Below are 21,078 nucleotides of genomic sequence, written 5' to 3'. Positions count from 1 at the left end.
GGAATCAGTCAGGGGAGGGTGGTGCCGTTTTCAGGTGGATACCGGGAGGGCGGTACTCCTTCGGGAGCTCATCGCCCACCCGCTCAAATGCAAGATACCCGTAGACGGTGACTCCGTACGGATCGACGACCGTGCCCAGCCAGTCGATGAGCGTCGGCCCGTCGGACAGGCGGATCCAGGAGGTTTGCGCGGCCGGGGCTCGAAAGGTGCCCATTTTCTTCAGGAAGGCAGGCTCTTCCAGCTCCGGCTCGTAGATGATCTCCACAAATCCGTTGAATCGCAGGATGACACCGGCGGTGTCTGCCTTGCCAAGCAGGCGCTCAGGGGCGAGCGGAAAGCGCATCGATGCGCGATTGGGGTCATTCAGCGACGGTCTCCGGTACACGTGGAAGCCCTGCTCTTTGGTCGAGTCCGCCAGGAGGGCAAGGAGAAAGTGCCGGAAACTGCCCCGAAACGCCTGCTCGCGCAGGGCAGCCCAGGCCTCCGCCTCCTCGCGGGATTGCGGCTCGAGCTCCTCAAACACGGGGTCCCCGTCATATCGAAGTACACTGGGCGTGTAATCGTAGTCCTTCAGGAGATAGGTGGTGCGGTACCCCAGGTCACGATTCTCAATGATCAGGGGGGCCGACGCGGTTGCCTGCAGCCGACCCCACCAGTTGCGATCAAAGTCCAGAACCTCCGGATTGATGATGCGGGCAGCTCCGGCCGTTCGGGATTGGCCCAGAAACTCGCGTGTAAACCGTTCCAGGTTCTTCTGCCAGCGATCGTCCGTCCGGGCCACTACCTCGAGGCCATCCAGCGGAACCACACGGGGGTTGAGCCTGAAATTGACCTCGAGATCCGACGAGAACAGCATCGTGTCGACGGCCGCCGGGGCGTAACCGAGCATGGAAGCCACCACACGATGGGAGCCCGAGGGAAGGCCCGCCAGCACGAATCTCCCGTGCGTTCCTGTCGCTGTGCCGGCGAGGGATCCGGCCACAAACACATGGGCTCCAGGCAAGGGCTCGCCGGTCTCGGCGTCCGTAACCACGCCGAAAATGTCCTGGCAGCGGGCCTCCGGCACGACCCCAAGAGCACACGCCATCAGAGTGAGCAGGGCCAGACGGGCGATGGGCTTGCGGCCCGGATTCACCGTCCCGGCCGGTACTCTTTCGGCATCTGGTCAGCCACCCGTTCGAAAGCCAGGTAGCCGTAAAACGTCACGCCGTACGGGTCCACAAAGTCACCCTTGTAATCGAACACAGTCGGACCGTTCTCCAGATTGATCCAGCTGGTCTGGTAGCGGGCCTTTGCGCGCCTTCCACGCCGTTGCCAGTTCAGGTACGCTTCCGATTCCACCTCGCCCAGGTACACAATCTCCACGAAACCGTTGAAGCCCAGGATGTACTCATCCGGTGCATCTCCCGGCTTGAACAGGGAACCGGGGTTGTCGATCGGAAAGCGCTGCTCCCCCTGGAGCATGGCCACTTGACCCCGGGGTGACTCCCCGGCGACCGACACGCTGGGGCGGGTATACAGCTTGAACCCCTGCCGCTCCGAGCGATCCGCCAGGAGTGCCAGGACCAAATGCCTGAAAGACCCCATGAAGGCTTCCTGCCGCTTCCGTGCCCATCGTTCGCGATCCTGGACGGACGCCGAGTCGATTTCGGTGAACAGGGGTTCGCCGTCGTACTGCGTTCGTCCCGCCGTAGCCTGGAAATCGTTCAGGAAGTACTGCAGGCGGTAGCCCAGCGCCCGGTTTTCAATTTCCAGCGGGCCCGAAGCGTACGCCCGGAATCGCCCGAGCTTCTCCGAGAAGTCCAGGACCTCCGGGTTGAGAATCTTCGTCTCCATGGCATTGGGCGTTTCCCCAATGAACAGGTTCTCGAACCGCTCCAGGTACCTGGCCCAGTTCGGGTCGCCCTGCGCCTCGACGGTCACTTCGCCGACCTCCAACACCTTTTGTCGGAGCTGGAAGTCCAGGTTATAGGCCCTCGGGCGGAACAGGGAGTCTACCGCGACCGGCTCGAAGCCCAGCATCGATACGTACAGCCGGTGTGCCCCCGGAGGCAGGCTTTCCAACGCGTACCGGCCCTCACTGTCCGTGACGGTCCCGATCTGGGATGCCGCGATGAAGACGTGCGCGCCGGGTAGGGGGTCCCCGGTTCCAGCCTCGGTCACCTGGCCCGAGATACGAGTGCTCTGACCCTGCGCCATGGGCGCCAGGGACAGGAGGGAGATGAGGGCGATGCAGTACCGCATGAGGGTCAATGTTGGCGTTTCCCGATCGCTACACAAACTCGGGGCCAGTTGGCGTGCAACCCATCAAATGCCTCCGCAGCGTAAAAATACAGGGACCAATTGTCCAGCACGATGGGCACGGCGTCTACTATCTGGCCTGCCGGATGGCATCAAGCGTGGCCGGATCCTCAAGGCTTGACAGATCGCCCGGATCGAGATCCAGGTGCGCTGCGCGGATCACACGTCGCATGACTTTGCTGTTGCGCGTTTTCGGCAACGCGTCCACAAAGTAGATGGCCTTCGGCTTCAGGGGTTTGCCCAACTCCGCGGTGAGGCGATCATACAGGCCCTTTCGTAAGGCCTCGCCTCCATCGGTACCCGGAACGGGCACGCAGAACGCGACCACAACTTCCCCCTTGATTTCATGGGGCACTCCGATCGCTGCGCTCTCGGCCACATCCGGGTGTGCGTTCAGCAGGGCCTCGACCTCAGCGGGTCCCAGCCGTTTACCGGCGACCTTGATCGTGTCGTCGCTTCGGCCGAGGATGTACCACAGACCGTCCTCGTCGATGGCCGCGAAATCACCGTGCACCCAGATGCCCGGAAAACGCCTCCAGTACGAGTCCAGGTAGCGCTCGCGGTCCCCCCAGAATCCGCGCGTCATGCCGATCCACGGACCGCGAATGGCAAGTTCGCCCACGGCTCCACGCACCGGGTTGCCTTCCTCGTCCAGCACATCCGCATCCATGCCGGGCACGGGTCCCGAGAACGCGCAGGGCCGGAGCGGTCTGAAGAAGTTGCCGCAGACAATACCCCCGGAGATTTCTGTGCCTCCGGAATAGTTGAGGATCGGCTTGCGGGCTTCCAGCACGTTGCGAAACAGCCAACGCCATGAATCCGGATCCCAGGGGCTTCCCGTGGATCCGACGGCTCTCAGGGCCGAGAGATCATGGCGTCCCGGCAGGTCCGCGCCGTGGGGTGCCAGGGCGCGGACAAGCACCGGGCTGAGGCCGAGGTGGGTCACTCCATGGCGAGAGACCACCTCCCAGACCCGGTCCGGGGCAGGATGGTCGGGAGCGCCGTCATAGAACACCATCGTCGCACCGGCCGCCAGCGCGCCGAAGACCAGCCAGGGGCCCATCATCCAGCCCATGTCGGTCATCCAGTACATAACCTCCCCGGGCTTCAGGTCCATGGCGTGCACCATGTCCTGGGCCGCCTTGATGGGAAACCCGCAGTGCGTGTGCACCGCACCCTTGGGACGTCCCGTCGTGCCGCTGGTGTAAATCACCATCAGCACGTCCTCCGCATCCATCTCCCGGGTCTCCGCCTCGTCGGGTTGGCCGTCCACGAAGTCGCTCCAGGAGATGTCGCGCCCGGTGGCAAGGGGAGGAGCCAGTCCGGCGTGATCCAGAACGATTACTGTGCGCACGGTCGGGCAGTGCCCCAGTGCCTCATCCACCGTCGGCTTCAGCTCGACCGGTCGACCGCGTCGGCGAAACCCGTCCGCCGTAAAGAGGGCGGCTGCCTCGGCGTCTCTCAGCCGCGTCGCCACTGCGGACGGCCCATAGCCCGAGAACAGAGGCAGTATGATGCCCCCGACCTTGATTACAGCAAGGAATGCTGCGGCCAACTCGACGCACATCGGCATCATGAGCCCGACGGCATCTCCAGGTCCGATGCCGGCCCGGCGCAAAGCATTGGCAACCCGGCAGACTTCGGCATTCAATTCTGCATAGCTCAGCACCCGGACGGTGCCGTCCTCCCCCTCAAACCGCAGCGCCGCTCGCTCTCCGTGCCCGTCCTCAATCCATCGGTCCAGCAGACTGTCCACAATGTTCATGCGCCCCCCGACACACCACCGCGGGAATTCAGGGCCACCCTCCGCATCCATGACCCGGCTGTAGGGTTTTCTGAACCGGATGCCGAGATCCTGAATCACAGCGTGCCAGAACCATTCCCTGTCTTCGACACTGCGCTGCTGCAGGGTGTCCAGATCAGGGATTCCGTGCTCCTGCATGAACCGGGTCAGGTTGCTTCCGGCTACGACCTCCGGATCCGGATGCCAGGCGATGTCCTCGGAGAAGGGGTAGGAAGCAGGATTCATGGGCGATGGGGTTTCGAAAAAACAGCGACCTGATGCCAGGGACAGGTCAACCGCCAAACCTGGCGTGGGATTCAGCGTTGACCGCGCCGAAATTCGGTAAAAAGCCCGACCCAACATGTATCGAGCGGTTGTCCTCGCGTTTCTGTTTTGCCTTGGCTGTAGCCCATCGGCTCCACCTCCGGCAGGTCTGGTTCAAGACATCCTTCCCGGAGTGGATGCCTCCAATCCCGAGGACCTGATCATGTGGCAAGGCGACATGTACTTCCAGGCGAACGACGGCGAGTTCGGCAGCGAGGTCTGGCGCCTCACCTCCAGCGGTCTTGAGCGAGTCACCGATATCGAGCCGGAGAGCGGCAACGCAGCCCCCTCGCGCTTTTTCATCTACGACGGCGAGTTGTACTTCACGGCACTTCTTGACGCGTACGGCCGAGAAATCTGGAAGTACGACGGCAGAACGGCGCAGCGGCTCAGTGACATCTTTCCGGGCCCCGATTCGTCTTCTCCGACGGACTTCATGGAGTGGAACGATGCCCTCTATTTCCGCGCCAACGACGGCAGCACCGGATTCGAACTCTGGAAGTACGAGAACGGCACGTTTTCGCCGGCTTTCGATGTGGATGTGGGGCCGGGCAGTTCCAACCCCTCGCAGCTGACTGTTTTTGGAGGGCAACTGTGCTACACCGCCCAGACTGGCGCGGAGGGCACTGAACTCTATTGCACCGACGGCTCTACGCCGGGTTTGGTGGAGGACCTGAATCCGGGGCCGAGCGGTTCCCGGCCCAGCGAGCTTACGCAGCTTGGCAGCACCCTCTACTTCTACGCCTATCGCGCGGATGTGGGCACCGAACTGTTCTCGTTCGATGGCCAGGGAATCTCTCTTGTCGCGGACATCAACCCCGGAGAGCCCGGATCGAATCCCCGCAATTTCGCAGTGTGGGAAGGAGCCCTCTACTTTGCCGCCTCCAACGGGGTATTCGGTCATGAACTCTGGCGAATCGAGGAGGGCGGCGAGCCTACCATGCTGGTCGATCTGAACAGCGGTCCGGCAGCCGGAGACCCCTACGGGTTTACCGCTTTCAACGGAGAGCTGTATTTCGTCGGCACGGATGCCACAAACGGCGTCGAACTCCGCCGAACCGATGGCAGGGACGTGTATTTGGTGACTGACCTGCATGTCGGTCCGGGCAACAGTGACCCCGCAAATCTGCGTGTGTTTGACGACATGCTCTACTTTTCCGCGCGTGACGCGCAGCATGGTGCAGAGCTGCGGCGCTCGGATGGCACGGCCGTCGAGCTGGTGATCGACATCTGGCCGGGCCCGGTCGGGTCGAATCCTGCCGACCTTACCTCGGTGGATTCGGACCGGGTGTGTTTCTCTGCCACCGCCGAAGGAATCGGCAGGGAGTTGTACTGCGTGTCCAAGACACATACCGCCTTTCCTGCAGATTCCGAGCAGCCCGCTGCGGAGCCTGCCGGCTAGACAGGCGGGGCTACATCGCTCCTACTGTCCGTTCGTCGGCAGAGCGTGACGCTCGGGTTGCCAGGAGAGCATGTAGTCGGCTTCCTCGTTGTCCAGGGCCACTTGCGTGAGCTTGAGGGGGCGGAACGTGTCGACCATCACGGCCAGTTCCTCGGTGCCTCGTTTGCCGATGGACGCTTCCGCCGTGCCGGGGTGCGGTCCATGGGCAATGCCCCCGGGATGCAGCGTAAATGAGCCCCGATTGATTCCCCTTCGACTCATGAAGTCGCCTTCGGCGTAGTACAGCACCTCGTCCGAATCAATGTTGGAATGATTGTACGGGGCCGGGATGGCCTTCGGGTGGTAGTCGTACAATCGCGGCACAAACGAGCAGATCACGAAGTTGCGCCCCGCGAACATCTGATGTACCGGCGGCGGCTGGTGCACGCGGCCCGTGATTGGCTCGAAGTCGTGGATGGAAATGGCGTATGGATACATGTAGCCGTCCCAGCCCACGAAGTCGAACGGGTGGTAGCGATAGACGATGGGGTGGAGGTACCCGTGCTTCTTGATGCGGACCTCGAACTCGCCTTCCTCGTCATGGGTGACGAGATCCGTCGGAGGCCGTATGTCGCGCTCGCAATACGGGCTGTGCTCCAGGAGCTGCCCCATGTCGTTCTTGTAGCGTCGGGGATAGCGGATCTCGGAGAAACTCTCGATGATCAGCAGCCTGGGGCGCTTGTCGCCGGTGAATCGCCACCGGTGGGTGATCGTGCGCGGGATGTGCACATAGTCCCCCTGCCGGAACTCCACCGTGCCGAAGGGACTCTCCAGTTCGCCTTCGCCGTCGTGCACGTACACCATTTCATCGGCCTGGGCATTCCGGTAGAAGTAGCCCATGTCTTCGGTCGGGCCGGCCAGCGCCAGGCGCACGTCACTGTTGCCCATGATGTACTTCCGTGACTCCAGCCAGGCACCGTCAGACGGCACCTGGTGCCCGAGGATATGCCGGTGCGCCAGGAAATCCTGATCGGCGTAGGCGATGTCATACGGAATCGGGTCCAGCGTGCGCTCCACCAACGTTGGCGGGTGCAGGTGGTAGGCGATTGACGAGATGCCGCTGAAGCCCTCGGCACCGATCACCTCTTCACTGAAGAGCGTGCCGTCTTCCTTGCGCATCTGTGTGTGGCGCTTGTGGGGAAGGCGCCCCATCCGGACGTAGTGTGGCATGACAGTGGGTGGTGAGTTCCGGGGTTGTGACGGCCGGCAGGTCGTAAGGGTCCGGAGCTAGAGCGTGCCGCGGAGCTCCTGTTCCCGCTCGATGGCCTCGAACAGGGCCTTGAAGTTGCCCTTTCCGAACGAGCGTGCGCCCTTGCGCTGGATGATCTCGTAGAACACGGTCGGCCGGTCCTGAACCGGCTTGGTAAAGATCTGCAGCAGATACCCCTCGTCATCCCGGTCTACGAGGATGCCGAGTTCACCGAGTTCAGCGACGTTCTCGTCAATCCGGCCGACGCGGTCCTGCAGCTCGTCGTAGTAGGTGGTCGGTACGTGCAGGAACTCCACGCCCCGTGAGCGCAGGGCGCTGACGGTTTCCAGGATGTTGTCGGTCGCCATGGCCACGTGCTGCACGCCGGGTCCGCCGTAGAACTCGAGATACTCATCGATCTGGCTCTTCTTGCGTCCATGGGCCGGTTCGTTGATGGGAAACTTGATGCGGTCGTTCCCACTGGCCATCACCTTGGACATCAGCGCCGTGTACTCGGTCGAGATATCACTGTCGTCGAAGGAGATCAGGTTCCGGAATCCCATCACGTCCGCGTAGAAGTCCACGTACGTGTTCATGTCGCCCAGTTCGACGTTGCCCACGCAGTGGTCGACGTACTTGAGACCGACCGGACTGGGCTTCCAGAATGGGTTGTCCCAGGCCTTGAATCCCGGCAAGAACAGTCCCGCATAGTTCTTGCGCTCGACAAACGTGTGCACCGTATCGCCGTAGGTCGCAATCGAGGCCATGACCACTTCGCCGTGCTCGTCGCTCAGGGTCTGCGGCTCCATCACTGCCCGCGCCCCGCGCTCCGTGGTCGCCTGGAACGAATACGTGGCATCGTCGACCCAGAGAGCGATGTCCCGGATACCGTCACCATGACGCCGCACGTGGTCGGCGATAAAGCTGTTCGGGTCCAGGGCCGAAGTAAGCACAAAGCGGATCTTGTCCTGCTGAAGCAGGAAGCTTGTCCTGTCCCGACTGCCGGTCTCCAGACCACGATAGCCGATAATCTGGAAGCCGAACGCGTTCTGGTAATAGTGCGCTGCCTGCCGGGCGTTGCCGACGTAGAACTCTACATAGTCCGTCCCGTTGATCGGGAGAAAGTCGGTCTGGGAGGCCGTATCCGGCGCGGCGAGGGTCTCAGAATGGGCCATGAGGTCTCTGGCGTTTTGTGGCGGGTTTTTGATCGCGGAAGCGCTTGCGAAGTTTCGCCGGAAATCAGGGTGAGCCTGCGCTTTGCCTTGTCATGTGCCAGCGTATTGCGCGATAGCCAATCATTATTCGGTAAAACGCCACTAGAACCAAACAGGAAGCGTCGCGCCCCCGCGCCACGAGGGCTCAGGCAAACAATCTTCGGTATGAAAAAAAGTGACAGGGCCTGGACCACGTTGAGCAGCGCGTATGTGCTTCGAAGACGGTGGATGAACCTGCGTATGGACCACGTGCGACTGCCGTCCGGTGCCGAGATGCCCGAGTTCCACGTGCTGGAGTATCCGGATTGGGCCGCAACCATCTGCATCCGGGAGGACGGTCGGCACGTACTGGTGGAACAATACCGGTACGGGGTGCACCGTCTGAGTCTTGAGTTTGCCTCGGGAGCCATCGATCCCGGAGAATCTCCGGAGGATGGCGCCAGAAGGGAGCTTCTCGAGGAGACCGGTTATGCAGCCGATACCTTTACGCATCTCGGAGTCTTTGCACCGGATCCCTCGAAACACACGAACTGGGCGCACCTGTACGTTGCACACGGAGCAAAACAGGTCGCTGAGCCGCAACCGGACGCAGGTGAGGACCTGCGGCTCGTCACCCTTGAGGTGGACGAACTTCGACAGGCCGTTGCCGACAACCGCATCATCCATGGGATTCACATTGCCGCGATTGGTCTTGCCGAGGCGCGCGGGCTGCTGCGCTAGCCTGACGCTGCTGATACTGGCGATGGGCTGCGGGCCCAATTTGCCGGATGTGCGGTCACTTCAGGTGGAGAGACCCAGTTGGGATTCGCTTCTGGTGGTCCTGCATTTTGATGAGCCGGCCCGCATGACTGCCGTCCCCCAACGACCGCGGTTCGTCCAGGTGACACTGTTCGATGCCGGCTATGACACCCTGTACACGGGGCAGGACTCGGTTGTCTTCGTGCCGGACGGCTCGCTCGGGCCGAATGAACCCGTGCTGGTCGAGGCCTGCGGTGTCTTCGAGACTGGTCAGGTGTGTGAGCAGCGGGCCATTCATGCATCGCCCAAGCGCATTCAGTCGGATCTTGAGATCGACTTCCCGGTGGACGAGACCATGGCCCGAGGCCGTTATCGGCTCAAACCGCGCATCCAGCGGGCACGCTTCGGGACCAGCGATTGGGAGAACCTGGACGATCCCATCCCGAATCGCCTGGAGGCCAGGGTGCGCGTGCTGGAGACCGAGGATGCGGGCATGACCGTTCCCATGGAGGTCGGGGGAGGTCGTTTTGACCTGCGCAGGGCCGACGGGTACCGGGACTTTCGCTTTTACCTGCTTTCAGCCTTCCGGCAATACGGACGCGCGGAGGTGGAATTCCAGCTGCAGACCACCTACCAGAACGGTCCGTTGACCGTCGCCTCCACGGTGCTCACGCTAAGTCGCAAGACGGAAGAGGAGCAGGTCGCCGACGTCTCGGCGCTGGCTGAGGCGGCGGGGGAGCGTGTGCTGGAACAGGTTACCGGCGGACGCAGCACAAGACGAGCCTACGTGTTCGTCAACGATTGGGAGTACGACGCCGGCACCGGTCGATACATGGCGGAGGTAGAACTGCACTGGCGGTTCAGCCGCCGCGGAGACTGGTACGAGCTCGTCGGGCGACTGGAGGCCGACGACACCGGGCGCAACGCGAGGTACACATTCGTGAAAGCGAACAACGACGCCGACCGGAGGTGGCGCGCGGAGATCGATGGTCGCGTGATCGAACTGGGCGACCTTCCCATGCCGGCCCGAACTCCGGATAACCCGGACCTGACCTGGTAGGCGCTACAGGCGACTGCCGACGCTGTCGGGGCTGCTGCCGGCCGTCGGTACAATCTGGAACAGGACCGGCAGCCGCATGCGCACAGCGACGGCTTCGCCGCCGGACCGCCCGGGCATGAACAGGGTTTGCCGGAGGGCCTGTACGGCGGCGGAGTCACACAGCGGGTGCAGCGACTGATAGACCAGTATGTCCGAGGCCCGGCCGTCCTTTTCGACGATGAAATCGAGCACCAGCCGGCCCTCTATGCCCTCATCAATGGCCTTCTGCGGGTACCTGATGTTGATGTAATACGCCCCCAGACCGCCGCGAATCTCGGGCATGGTCTCGGCGGCCGCGAGCACCAGCCGCTCCATGCGCTCGACGCGATTCTGCTGGGGCTCGCCGGCGGACTCGACCTCCGCCTCCTCCTCCTCACCGTCCTCGGTTCCGGCCACCGGCTCATCCGCCATCACGGGGGCCACGGTCCGTTCCTGGGGCTGCTCAAAGACGATGCCGGGCGCAGCAGAAAGCCCCTCTTCGAATCGCACGTTTTCCAGTGCAATCACCTCATCGCTCGTGATGACCTGCCAGCCTACGCGATTCTGCGCTTCTGGCGCCCACGGAAGTCGAACCAGTACAATTCCGGTCAGAAGCACCGTGACGAGCGCTACCAGGACGCGGCTCAGGTAAGCCTCATTGCGATCCCGTACGGAGGGACGATGCTCGGGGGGATTCATGCGTCGTGGGTCCGATCCTTCACTGCACGTTCAAGAACTGCATAGGTTGCAATGACCGAGAGCACGGATCTTGCAGCATGGTAACAGCACTGTTCATCGAGGAGAAAGGCAAAAACCCGGCAGTAAACCTGCGAGAGGTGCCGCTGGATTCGCTGCCGGAGGGTGATCTGGACGTAGAGGTGCTTTGGTCGAGCCTCAACTACAAGGATGCCCTGGCCCTGACCGGCAGAAGCCCCATTGTGCGTGCACCGTTTCCGTTTGTCCCGGGGATCGATCTCGCCGGCCGGGTGCTGGCATCACGGTCCCCGACGTTTGCGCCTGGTGACATGGTGCTGCAGACCGGGTGGGGACTCGGCGAGAACCGCTGGGGTGGCTATGCCGGGAGAGCCTGCCTTAGATCGGAGCATGTGGTCCCACTTCCAGAGGGCATGTCGGCTCGCGAGGCGATGATTGTCGGCACCGCCGGCTTCACCGCCATGCTCGCCTGCATGGCGATACAAGCGCATGGTGTGGCCGATGGGCCCATCGCCGTTACGGGAGCGTCCGGTGGGGTCGGCAGCATATCGGTGGCGCTGCTCGCCCGCCTGGGCCACGAGGTCGTGGCATCCACCGGCTCGGGAGATCCCGGTTACCTCCAGGAGTTGGGTGCCTCCCGCATCATCGGGCGCGACGACCTGGCCTCGGGAGCGCATCGTGCGCTGGATTCCGGGCGATGGGGTGGTGCCGTGGACAGCGTGGGCGGTTCGACCCTCGAGGCGCTCATCAGTCAGACCATGACCCGGGGAGCGATCGCCGCCTGCGGGCTGGCAGGGGGGCATGAGCTCAACACCACCGTGTTTCCGTTCATTTTGCGGGGTGTGGGACTGCTCGGCATCGACTCAAATACGTGTCCGGATGCCCTGAGGCGGGAGGCCTGGTCCCGTCTGCGTGATCTCATGGACGGAGAGTTGTACGCGCTGCTGGCCGCGGAAACGGACCTGGCCGGCGTGCATGGAGAGGCCGTGGCGCTACTCGGCGGCAAGAAGCGTGGGCGAACCGTGGTTCGGTGCGCATGACCCGATCCGTGTGGCATACAGCTTCACCGGCCCGGCTGGAGGCGGACGTCTGCATTGTCGGCGCGGGAATTCTGGGGTGTTCCACGGCCTTCTGGCTGCGCCGGGTCGCGCCTGCGCTGCGCGTGACGGTGCTCGACGCACGATGGCCGGCCTGGGGCGCCAGCGGCCGGAATGCCGGTTTTTTGCTACAGGGAGCGGTTACTGACTACGTCACGGACATTGAACTCTATGGACTGGATCGCGCCCGTCGCCTGCGCCGGTTTACGCACGAGAACCGCGATCGCCTGCTTGACGAGATTCCCGGTGCCGCCTTCCGCTTCGTGCCCTCCGGCAGTCTGACCGTCGCCGGGGACGGTGCCGAGGAAGAACGCCTGCGCCGGTCGGCCGGGCGCATGCGCGAAGACGGTTTTGCGGGTTCCTTTCTGGAGTCCGACGCGCTGAATGCCCGCATTGGGTCGGTCGGATTCCTCGGAGGCCTGTTCACCGAGACAGGTGGCATGCTGGACCCGTTCGAGCTGGTCAACCAACTCGTTGCACGTTCAGGGGCCCTCGTGCGTAGGAATCACCGTGCGGTCGCGGTCCATCAAGGCCGCGTGGTTGGCGATGGCTTCGAGGTACGCGCCGACCAGATTGTCATCGCCGCCGGTCCGTGGGCCCCCGATCTATGGCCTGCCGCCGCGGCCTGGGTGGAGCCGCACAGGGCCCAGATGCTGGCGCTCAAACCACGCGTTCCGGCGCGCATTCCCGCGCCGGTCTATAGCCACGAGGGGTACTATTATCTGCGCAGCGACTATGACGGGCGCGTCCTTGTTGGAGGGGCGCGTCACCGGCATCGGACCGAAGAGGCGGGGTTCCTCGAGGGCACGTCGGTCAAGCTTCAGGCAGACCTGGAGGCCTATGCGCATGCACACTTCCCGTCCCTCGCCGGAGCCGAGGTAGTGCGCCGCTGGTCAGGCATCATGGGCTTCTCGCCAGACGGGCTCCCGGTCGTGGGACCGGTGGGCGATGGAATTTGGATGGCAACCGGCTTCACCGGTCACGGCATGGCGTATGGATTCCGGGCCGGGCAGCTGCTGGCCCGCGGTCTGACGGGCGCGGTTGACGAGGCCGGCGATCTGTTTGCCCCGGACCGCCCGGAGCTTACCGCTCACGCCGCCTCAGCGTGAGCCTGCCCGCGTTTCATCGGGGCAACCACTCCGAGTGAGCCTGACTGAGACCCTGGCCGGATTCGTTCAGAACCTCGTGTGCCCAGCCAAATTCGGATCGCGCCGCCGAACGTACTACAAGCGCATCCCCGGCCCGAGACTCGCTGCGAAACTGGATCTGCAGTCGTCGCAAACGGTGCCTGTCGAGCCAATCGGACTCCATCGAGTCCAGCATCCAGGCGAGGTAGCGAACGTGATTCACATGCTGATTCAAGTCCATGTCGGATGGCGCTGCCACGAGCGGCATACGGACCCCATCGTCCTCCACAGGGGGCAGTCTGCTGAAGTCGTCCACCAGGGAGCGAGCCCGCTCAGGGAGCTGGATTCCGGTCACCTGCTCGGGTAGTCGGGCTGGTCTGCGGCGGGCCGTGTCGATGAGGAACCAGGCCGTGGTCGCTCGTGCGACTGCGCCGGAACTCGCCGTTAGCTCGAAGTCGCGGATGGCGAAGATGCCCTGAAGTCCCGCAGGCCACGTGCGCACCTGCACGGTGTCCTGCCACGCAGGGAACTGCTCGATCTCGATAACCAGGCGGGAAAGCACCCAGGTGAGGTTCATGCCGGCCAGTGCCTCCCCGGACACACCCAGCAGGGCGGCGTGGTTGGCGGCCGCTTCCTGCAGGTAGTTGCAGAGCACGTCCGGTCGTGCCATCCCGTCGGGTCCCGCCTCGTAGGCCCGCACCCGGAACGTCTCATCCCGGATGGTCCGGTCTTTGCCTTCACTCATCACGCGGCGAAGGTACAGTCCTGCGGTGTCCTGCGCATCATAAGCAGGCCTGGTACACCATCTGCCGCACCCGTACCGAGCAACCCTGAAGGATGATTCATTTGTTCCGCCGACTCGATCGGCAAACCCGCGCAGAAGAGGATTCCGGGCCGATTGCGGTGGTGGCCGAGCAGCTGCCCACCGAGGAGCCCGTGGCTGCGCCTCATTTGAACATCGTGCGCCTCGAGCCTCGTCGCGGCCGCGTCCACCGTGTATACGAAGATCCGTCGCTATATCCCATGGAGGAAAAACGTGCCGAAACCGACCGGGTAATCGCCTATCTGCAGGCAACCGGAGAACTACAACCGGGCACGCTCCAGCGCGCCAAAAGACTGTGGAGGGCTACCGGTCGCCGGGAACGCCTCTGGAGGGTGTTGTTGCGCACCGAGGAGATCCCCGCTGACAAAATCTATGAGGCCGCAGCCGTTTCCTTCGGGTTCGCTCCGGTCGAGGTGTCCATGCTTGAAACCGTGGGCCTGGTGGATCACCTCTCGAAGTCGTGGCCGAACACGGTCATCCCGCGCCTGCTGGGCCTTGGCGTGTTGCCCGTGGTGCCTGCGGACGGAAGGAAGCGCAAGGGCGTTGTGACCTTCGCTGCCTACGACCCGTCCCGTCGCGAAGTGCGTCGGGCCATCGAAACCGTGGCAGAGAACACGCACTCGATTCGATTCCTGTCGAAGAGCAACATGGAGAAGGTGGTCAAGGCCGTGTCCGACTTCCTGCCCAAGGTGATTCCGGGCACGATCCACGCCATCGGCAGCCAGACCACAGATTCTGAAATCACAGTTCGTAAAGCCGCCTAGTCTGCATGGCGAACGGCGAGTTCGGTATGGGTAGCAAGTTTGCCCGCAACCGCGGAACGCGGGAGCGGGCAAACGCGCAGGAAGACGGTTCGCTTCCGGAGGTGACCTTCGAGGCCGCCTGCCGGAACGACCGCGTGGTGTACCGCCTGATCGACAAGGGCGTTATCACCGAAAACGACGTGCGCGCTGCCTATGGCGAATGGACCATCGGCCGGGAAAACGGCGTGCGCGTGCCGCTCTGGCGCATGCTGACGCTGGCCACCGAGCTGGATACGGAAACCATCTACTTCGAAGCCTCCAAGGTGTACGCCTTCGAGGAGGCTGAAATCGAAGAAAAGCAGGTGCTCAAGTTCCTCGAGGAGCACCGGGAATCGTTCGATGAGGAGGCATGGGATGGCATGTTGGAGCTGTTCCTGCTGCCGATCGCCCTGGATACGGAGCCCCTTTCCGGTGAGACTCGCTGGACGTTCGCAACGCACGACCCGACCAGGCCGGAGATCCATCAGCTCCTGAAGCGCATGGACGTGCGCCGGTTTGAGGTCCGGTACTGCCCGGAAGCCGAACTGGCCACCCTGGTAACGGAAAGCTTCGTCAGCAGGAACGAATACCTCGAGCGACTCGAGAACGCCCAGGACTTCTTCGACATCGGCCACCAGGCCGATGTGGGCGAGGATCTGGTCACCGACCAGGCCCTGGAGCAGGAGATCAAGGGTTCCAAGCTCATCAACCTGTTTGAGGCTGCCCTGATCGAGGCGGTTAAAATCGGTACCTCGGACCTGCACATATTCCCGAATCCCGACGGTAAGATCGAAATCCACTTTCGGGTCGATGGCGAACTGACCATGTGGTACCGCGAAGAGACGGTACGCGCAGAGGCATTCCTGGCAGTGGTCAAGGACAACGCCGTCAACGTAGACCGTTTCGAGCGCGACCGGGCCCAGGACGGCTTCATTCAGCGCTGGATTGACGAAACGCTGATTCGTTTCCGCGTCAGTGTCCTGCCGATTGCCACGGCCCGGCAGGAGATCTCCGCCGAAAGCATCGTGATCCGAGTGCTTGACGACCGCAAGGTGCTGACCGACCTGCGCAAGATCGGCCTGCTCGAGACCGCCATGAAGCGGTTTGAGATGGCCATCCGCCAGCCCAACGGCATGGTCATCCTGACCGGGCCCACTGGATCGGGCAAGTCCACCACGCTGGTCGCAGCCCTGCATCAGGTGGTCACGCCCAAGGTGAACGTGCTCACCGTCGAGGACCCGGTCGAGTACATCATTCGCGGCGTGCGCCAGATCAAGCTGAGTCACAAACTGGACCTGGAGGGCGCGCTCCGGGCCATCCTGCGACACGACCCCGACATCGTGATGGTCGGAGAGATGCGTGACCGGCAGACCGCTGAACTCGCGGTGAAACTGGCCAACACCGGCCACCTCTGCTTTTCGACGCTGCACACCAACGATGCCCCTAGCGCCGTCTCCCGTTTGTTCAAGATGGGCGTGGAGCCGTTCCTCATCGCGTATGCCATCAACCTCGTCGTGGCCCAGCGCCTGGTGCGCCGCCTCTGCCCGGATTGCAAGCGCCCGGACCCCGCCCCGGATGAGGACCTGCTGCAGTTCCTCGGATTCCCACCCGAGGCCAGCGAATCGGGAGCCATCTACATCCCCGGCAGCGACCCCAACTGCCCGGTCTGCAAGGGCGTCGGGTACAAGGGCCGTCGGGCCATCGCCGAGGTGTTGCCCTTCACGCCCGCCATCCGAAAGATTGTGATGGAGTCCGAGACCATGGTTGACGAAGAGGCGCTCAAGGACACAGCCGTCTCCGAGGGCATGCTCACGCTGCCGGATTCCGCAAAGGAACTGGTCATGCTGACCGACACCAGTGTCGAGGAGATGATGCGGGTCACTGGCGCCGAACTGTAGCCCGGCAGTTCCGGACCGATCAGCCGGTGCTTTGCATGGCAGCGGCAATCCCGTTGATGCTCAGGAAGAGCAATTGACCGAGAAACACCCGATGCTCCTCGGACTCCGCCGTGCGGTACCGCTTGATGAGCTCGATCTGGATGTCGTTCAACGGGTCCGTCAGGGGATTTCGGTATCGAAGCGAGGCCCTGACAGCACCGCTGTGGGCCAGGAGTGGGCCCCCCGTCACGGATTCGACCGCTGCCCGTCCGGACTCGAAGTCTCCGACGATGCGCTGGTGGAACGCCTCATCCTTCGCGAGGCGGGCATACCGTTCTGCCACCTCCAGCCTGGCCCGGGCCATCTCCAACTGCACCGCGTCCATGACCGCCGCAAAGAACGGCCAGTCCCGGTACATCTCGCGGAGCGTCTCGAACGCATCTTCCGCGACGTGGCCGAGACCCGCACCCGTTCCGTACCAGCCTGGAATCGTATACCGCGTCTGGGTCCACGCGAATACCCACGGGATGGCACGGAGTCCATCGAAATCCACCTGACCCGCCGCCTTTCGCGAAACAGGGCGTGAGGCAATGGGAAGACGGGAAATGTGTTCGATGGGAGTGATCGACGTGTACCAGCCCCAGAAATCCGGGTCGTCAATCAGACCCCGGTAGGCCGCCATGGCGTGATCGGCGATACGCTCCATGGCATCCGTCCAGGCGGTCGGATAATCCTCGTCGTCCGGCTCCAGCGTTGCCGTCGACAGGGTCGCGCTCACGATCTGCTCCAGGTGGCGGTGTGCGATGTCGGGCTGCGCATACCGGAACGAGATAACCTCTCCCTGCTCGGTAAAGCGGATTCGACCGTTACGGCAGTCCGCAGGCATCGCCGAAATCGCTCTGTTTGCGCGGCCGCCTCCGCGACCAACCGTACCGCCCCGCCCGTGAAAGAGCCGAAAGTCGACGTCCGCCTTCCTGCACACCTGCCCAAGGGTGCGCTGGGCACGGTGCAGTGCCCAATTCGCCATCCAGAAGCCTCCGTCCTTGTTCGAGTCCGAATAACCCAGCATGATCTCCTGGAAGCGGCCGCGTCGCTCGAGATGCGCGCGGTACACCGGATGCGCGAACAGCGTCTCCATGAAGGTGCCGCAGTGGGCCAGATCGTCCACCGTCTCGAATAGCGGGGCGATATCCAGGGGGCAGTCGAACCCGTCCCTGTCCAGTCGCGCCAGACCCACCTCCTTGGCCAGCAGCATGACCTCCAGGAGGTCGGACACGGTGTGGGTCATGGACACGATGAACGTGCCAAAGGCGTCCCGGTCGCATTCCAGGATGTGCCCGATAGCCCGGAACGTGGCGAGCACCATCTCCGCCGTTTCGTCGAGGTCCTGCCCCGGAGGCAGCAGTGGGCGGGGGTTCTGCAGTTCCGCGGTCAGCACGCGCTGCTTCTCGGGCTCGTCCAGTGATCCGTAGTCCTCGACCACGCCGGCCGCCCGAAGGATGGCTCCAACCGCTTCTGCGTGCACACGGCTGTGCTGTCGCACGTCCAGCGCGGCCAGGTGCAGTCCGAACGCCGATGCCCGATCTGCAAGGCGCTGCAGTGACCCCGACCAGGCGGCCTCACTCAGGCCGGCTTCCTCCAGTGCAGTCTGCAGGAGGGCGATGTCCTCGCAGAAAGCCTGACCGGTGTACGATGAGGCGACCGGCGCAGCAAGGTCCCGTTCCGACTCCCGGATGGCATGGAGGCGCGCCATCATGAACGAAAGCTTCAGCCGAAACGGCTCTCGCTCAAAGTGCTGATGCACGATGTCGGGCAGACTGACCTCACGCGCATCCCGCTCAAGGCTGTCCAGCAGGATGCGTGGCGTGTGCAGCTGCTCCCTGGAGATGCTCAGCGTGCGCCGAACCGAGCGCAGCTCCTTCGTGAACTGGTCGAGCACAGCTGCACGCTGTCTGGCGAACGTGCGAAGCGTCGTTTCCGGCGTCACGAACGGGTTTCCGTCGCGGTCCGAGCCGATCCAGCTTCGAAAGCGAACGGGTGTCGCACTGCGCAGGTGCAGCCCGTAGTGCTTCAAGGCGGCCCGACGCAGGTCGCTGGCGATGCCAGGTAGCGTATCCCAGATGGTATGGGTCAGGAAGTAGAGCCCGTATTCCACCTCGTCGGCCACAGTCAGACGCCTGGGTCGCACTTCATCCGTGACGTGGAGCAGGTGAATATCCCGCTCCAGATCCTCCTCGAGCGCGTCCCTTTCGGCATGCGTCAACCGGTCGCGGTTGAGACGCGTCAACGAAGCACCCACTGCCTGCTGCCGGTACAGGATCGAGCGCCGTCGGGCCTCGGTGGGGTGGGCGGTCAATGTAGGCCGAATATCAAGCCGCGCGACCAGTCGCTCAAACGTCTCCGCATCAATGCCTTCGGCTTTCATGCGGGCGACACCGGCCATGACCGACTCCGGTCTGCCTTCGCCCGGCGCAGCGGCCAGGGCCCGCTCCCGGTTGATGCGAACGATCTCGGACTTCTCGGACTGATTCAGAAGATGAAACAGTGCGGTATCGGCTCGGAGCAGCTGCTCCAGAGTTTCGTCATCCTGCTCTGCCAGCCATGCTGCCGGGTCGTCGGACTGGTGCAATGCCGACAGGCAAGCCCGCAGCTCCGGCGAGACGGCTTTGGAAAGGTCTGTGGCGAGGCGATCTATGGTGGCGGCCAGCGACTCCGTGCTGCCGCCCGAGGCCGCTCCGAGCGGCCAGGGAAGGGTCGTAGACATGAGGGGAATATAGCCGGGCAACCCGTCGTATCTTCGCGGGCCGTCGTCAAGAAATCCCTCGAATTGCACCTTGCTGGAGCTGGTTCTCCTCCTGGCAGTCACTCTGTCTGACGACGATGAAGCAGGACTGGCGCGTGCCATTCGGGCCGGAGATCGCACCGCCTTCCGCACCTTTTTCGAGGCCCATCATCAGGCCTTGCTGCGCTACCTGGTACACAAGCAGGTTGCCCCTGACGTCGCGGAGGATCTGGTGCAGAATGCGTTCGTCTACATCTGGGAGCAGCGACACCAGATCCGGGATGACGGCTCGCTCAGAGGGCTGCTCTTCCGGATCGGCTACACGCGGGCCCTGAATCATTTCCGGGACACGGCCCGACTCACCGGGGACCTGCCCGACGAGGCGGCGCCGGAGGCGGACCCCGGAGAGCGCATGGACGTGCAGGAACAGGTAGCACGTGCCGTCGCACGCCTGCCCGAGCGGCGACGAGCCGTGTTTGAGCTGTGTGTGCTTCAGGGACTCACCTACCGGGAGGCGGCCGAAGCGCTTGAGATCACCCCCAAAACCGTTGAAAACCACATGGGGTACGCGCTCAAGGCGGTGCGCGAGGAACTGAAGGAACTGCGCCCCTGAGCAGTGCCCGCAAAAAAGTTCGTGCTTCCTTGGGGGGAGGCGGTCGTGGGCTGTGTAGTCAGGTCGAGAGGGAGGGCGCCATCGAGCGACCCGATCAAGACAGTTCCCAAGACAACCTGTATACATCACAGTCATGAAATCCACCCTGCATCTGGTCCGCGGCGCCTTCCTTGCGCTGATTATTGCGGGCACCCTGGCCGCCTGCGACAGCACGACGGCCCTGACCGAAGATTCTTTCGATGAGGAGGTCCTGACCGCCTTCACCGCAGAGCTCACGGCCGACCTGGCGCTCTCCTCGAGCCAGCAGTCTGCGCTCAACACCACCGCCGCCCGCTTTGCCAACGACGGCGCGGACGATCCTGGTTTCCTTTGGAGGCTGGCCGCCGAACTGGCCACCACGCTCACCGACGCGCAGAAGGATTCGCTGCTCGCCGGACAGTTCAGAGATTTGCGTGGCGTTCTCGGCCAGGATCGTCCCGCTCCGTCGGATCGTCCTCAGGACGGTCAGCGAGCCAAAGGCAAGAAGCGTTGCCGTGCCGCGCACGCCAATCAGGGCGGTTCCGGGGCTGGTTTGCGCTCCATCCTAACCGATGAGCAGCGAGACGCCGTCAAGGAGATCCGCGAATCCCGCCGCGCCGAGCTGGAGGCACTGCTTGCAGATCTGAAGGCTGCTCGCGAGGCGGGAGACTCCGCTGCCGTTCAGGCCGCACATGATGCCATCAAGGCTATCCATGAAGCCCTCAAGGCGGAAGTAGACGCCTGGCTGGACGCCAATCTCACGCAGGAGCAGAAGGACGCGATTGCCGCCGCTGAGGCCGAGCGCGAAGCTGCCCGTGCCGAGCGCCAGGCTGCGGAGCGTGCGGTGATGATCGAGGTGCTCGGAATCACTGAGGCCCAGGCGGATGAAATCCTCGCCGCCGAACAGGCCTTCCGCGAGGCTCTGCAGGGGCTGGATCGTTCCGCGACCGATTTCCGCGATCAGGTAGGCGCCCTGCGCACTGATCTGGAGGCTGCCGTCTCTGCCACGATCAGCAACGACGCGGCGTTTGAGATCTGGCAGATCCACCAGGTGCTCTCGCACCGCGCTCGCAAACACCTCAAGGCCCGGTGCCGGGCCGCCTTCGGAGGCCGCCAGACCGGTGGGGGGTCAAACGGCTGATCCAAAGGCTCGTGTGCCGGTAACGCGGGGTCCCGA

At 63.5% G+C, this 21,078-nt stretch carries 17 protein-coding genes; 9 read left to right on the top strand and 8 right to left on the bottom strand.

The window, feature by feature from the left end:
- Window positions 1-4: 4 nt before the first annotated feature.
- The 3 genes from JJ896_16580 to JJ896_16570 all read right to left on the bottom strand — a co-directional run bounded on the left by JJ896_16580 (window position 5) and on the right by JJ896_16570 (window position 4,330).
- A complete protein-coding gene (locus JJ896_16580) occupies window positions 5-1,087 on the bottom strand; it encodes a carboxypeptidase-like regulatory domain-containing protein (GenBank protein ID MBO6781274.1) in 1,083 nt (360 codons plus the stop codon).
- A 44-nt stretch (window positions 1,088-1,131) separates the two neighbouring features.
- Window positions 1,132-2,244: a carboxypeptidase-like regulatory domain-containing protein gene (locus JJ896_16575; GenBank protein MBO6781273.1), complete on the bottom strand. Its 1,113-nt coding sequence runs from the start codon at window positions 2,242-2,244 to the stop codon at window positions 1,132-1,134.
- A gap of 127 nt (window positions 2,245-2,371) precedes the next feature.
- Window positions 2,372-4,330, bottom strand: coding sequence for an AMP-binding protein (locus JJ896_16570; protein MBO6781272.1), 1,959 nt, complete (start codon window positions 4,328-4,330; stop codon window positions 2,372-2,374).
- A 115-nt stretch (window positions 4,331-4,445) separates the two neighbouring features.
- Between JJ896_16570 and JJ896_16565 the strand changes: the two genes are divergently transcribed.
- Window positions 4,446-5,810, top strand: coding sequence for a hypothetical protein (locus JJ896_16565; GenBank protein ID MBO6781271.1), 1,365 nt, complete (start codon window positions 4,446-4,448; stop codon window positions 5,808-5,810).
- Between the two features lie 21 nt (window positions 5,811-5,831).
- On the opposite strand, the gene JJ896_16560 is transcribed toward JJ896_16565, so the two are convergent.
- Both JJ896_16560 and hppD read right to left on the bottom strand, forming a co-directional pair.
- Complete coding sequence (locus JJ896_16560) at window positions 5,832-7,019, bottom strand: homogentisate 1,2-dioxygenase (protein MBO6781270.1); 1,188 nt, start codon at window positions 7,017-7,019, stop codon at window positions 5,832-5,834.
- Window positions 7,020-7,076: 57 nt separating this feature from the next.
- Window positions 7,077-8,213, bottom strand: coding sequence for a 4-hydroxyphenylpyruvate dioxygenase (gene hppD / locus JJ896_16555; protein MBO6781269.1), 1,137 nt, complete (start codon window positions 8,211-8,213; stop codon window positions 7,077-7,079).
- A gap of 204 nt (window positions 8,214-8,417) precedes the next feature.
- Here hppD and JJ896_16550 point away from each other — a divergent pair, with 204 nt between their 5' ends.
- On the top strand, window positions 8,418-8,972 hold the full coding sequence (locus JJ896_16550; protein MBO6781268.1) for an NUDIX hydrolase: 555 nt from the start codon (window positions 8,418-8,420) through the stop codon (window positions 8,970-8,972).
- Window positions 8,973-9,021: 49 nt separating this feature from the next.
- Complete coding sequence (locus JJ896_16545) at window positions 9,022-10,050, top strand: hypothetical protein (protein MBO6781267.1); 1,029 nt, start codon at window positions 9,022-9,024, stop codon at window positions 10,048-10,050.
- A gap of 3 nt (window positions 10,051-10,053) precedes the next feature.
- On the opposite strand, the gene JJ896_16540 is transcribed toward JJ896_16545, so the two are convergent.
- Entirely contained in the window at window positions 10,054-10,767 is a 714-nt protein-coding gene (locus tag JJ896_16540; GenBank protein ID MBO6781266.1) for an energy transducer TonB, read from the bottom strand.
- Window positions 10,768-10,844: 77 nt separating this feature from the next.
- On the opposite strand from JJ896_16540, the gene JJ896_16535 reads away from it, so the two are divergent.
- Window positions 10,845-11,822 (top strand): oxidoreductase, encoded by a 978-nt coding sequence (locus tag JJ896_16535; protein ID MBO6781265.1) that lies wholly within the window; start codon window positions 10,845-10,847, stop codon window positions 11,820-11,822.
- Entirely contained in the window at window positions 11,819-12,988 is a 1,170-nt protein-coding gene (locus JJ896_16530) for an FAD-binding oxidoreductase (protein ID MBO6781264.1), read from the top strand. The genes JJ896_16535 and JJ896_16530 overlap by 4 nt, the downstream gene beginning before the upstream one ends.
- A 13-nt stretch (window positions 12,989-13,001) precedes the next feature.
- On the opposite strand, the gene JJ896_16525 is transcribed toward JJ896_16530, so the two are convergent.
- Window positions 13,002-13,751 carry a hypothetical protein gene (locus tag JJ896_16525; protein MBO6781263.1) on the bottom strand — a complete coding sequence of 250 codons (750 nt, stop codon included), beginning with the start codon at window positions 13,749-13,751 and terminating at the stop codon, window positions 13,002-13,004.
- 92 nt (window positions 13,752-13,843) lie between these two features.
- Here JJ896_16525 and JJ896_16520 point away from each other — a divergent pair, with 92 nt between their 5' ends.
- Both JJ896_16520 and JJ896_16515 read left to right on the top strand, forming a co-directional pair.
- Window positions 13,844-14,593, top strand: a complete 750-nt coding sequence (locus JJ896_16520) for a hypothetical protein (protein MBO6781262.1) — start codon at window positions 13,844-13,846, stop codon at window positions 14,591-14,593.
- A 5-nt stretch (window positions 14,594-14,598) separates the two neighbouring features.
- Window positions 14,599-16,509 carry a type II/IV secretion system protein gene (locus tag JJ896_16515; GenBank protein MBO6781261.1) on the top strand — a complete coding sequence of 637 codons (1,911 nt, stop codon included), beginning with the start codon at window positions 14,599-14,601 and terminating at the stop codon, window positions 16,507-16,509.
- Between the two features lie 19 nt (window positions 16,510-16,528).
- Here the strand turns inward: JJ896_16515 and ppc are convergent, their stop codons facing one another.
- Window positions 16,529-19,252 carry a phosphoenolpyruvate carboxylase gene (ppc, locus tag JJ896_16510; protein MBO6781260.1) on the bottom strand — a complete coding sequence of 908 codons (2,724 nt, stop codon included), beginning with the start codon at window positions 19,250-19,252 and terminating at the stop codon, window positions 16,529-16,531.
- A 70-nt stretch (window positions 19,253-19,322) separates the two neighbouring features.
- On the opposite strand from ppc, the gene JJ896_16505 reads away from it, so the two are divergent.
- Together JJ896_16505 and JJ896_16500 are read left to right on the top strand one after the other, a co-directional pair.
- A complete protein-coding gene (locus JJ896_16505) occupies window positions 19,323-19,883 on the top strand; it encodes a sigma-70 family RNA polymerase sigma factor (GenBank protein MBO6781259.1) in 561 nt (186 codons plus the stop codon).
- 133 nt (window positions 19,884-20,016) lie between these two features.
- Window positions 20,017-21,042 (top strand): hypothetical protein, encoded by a 1,026-nt coding sequence (locus JJ896_16500; protein ID MBO6781258.1) that lies wholly within the window; start codon window positions 20,017-20,019, stop codon window positions 21,040-21,042.
- The last annotated feature ends 36 nt before the right edge of the window (window positions 21,043-21,078 follow it).

The organism is Rhodothermales bacterium (genome assembly GCA_017643395.1).
Classification (GTDB): Bacteria; Bacteroidota; Rhodothermia; order Rhodothermales; family UBA10348; genus JABDJZ01.
The sequence above is the reverse complement of the archived record's forward strand: the minus strand, read 5'-3'. Positions and strand labels throughout refer to the sequence as shown.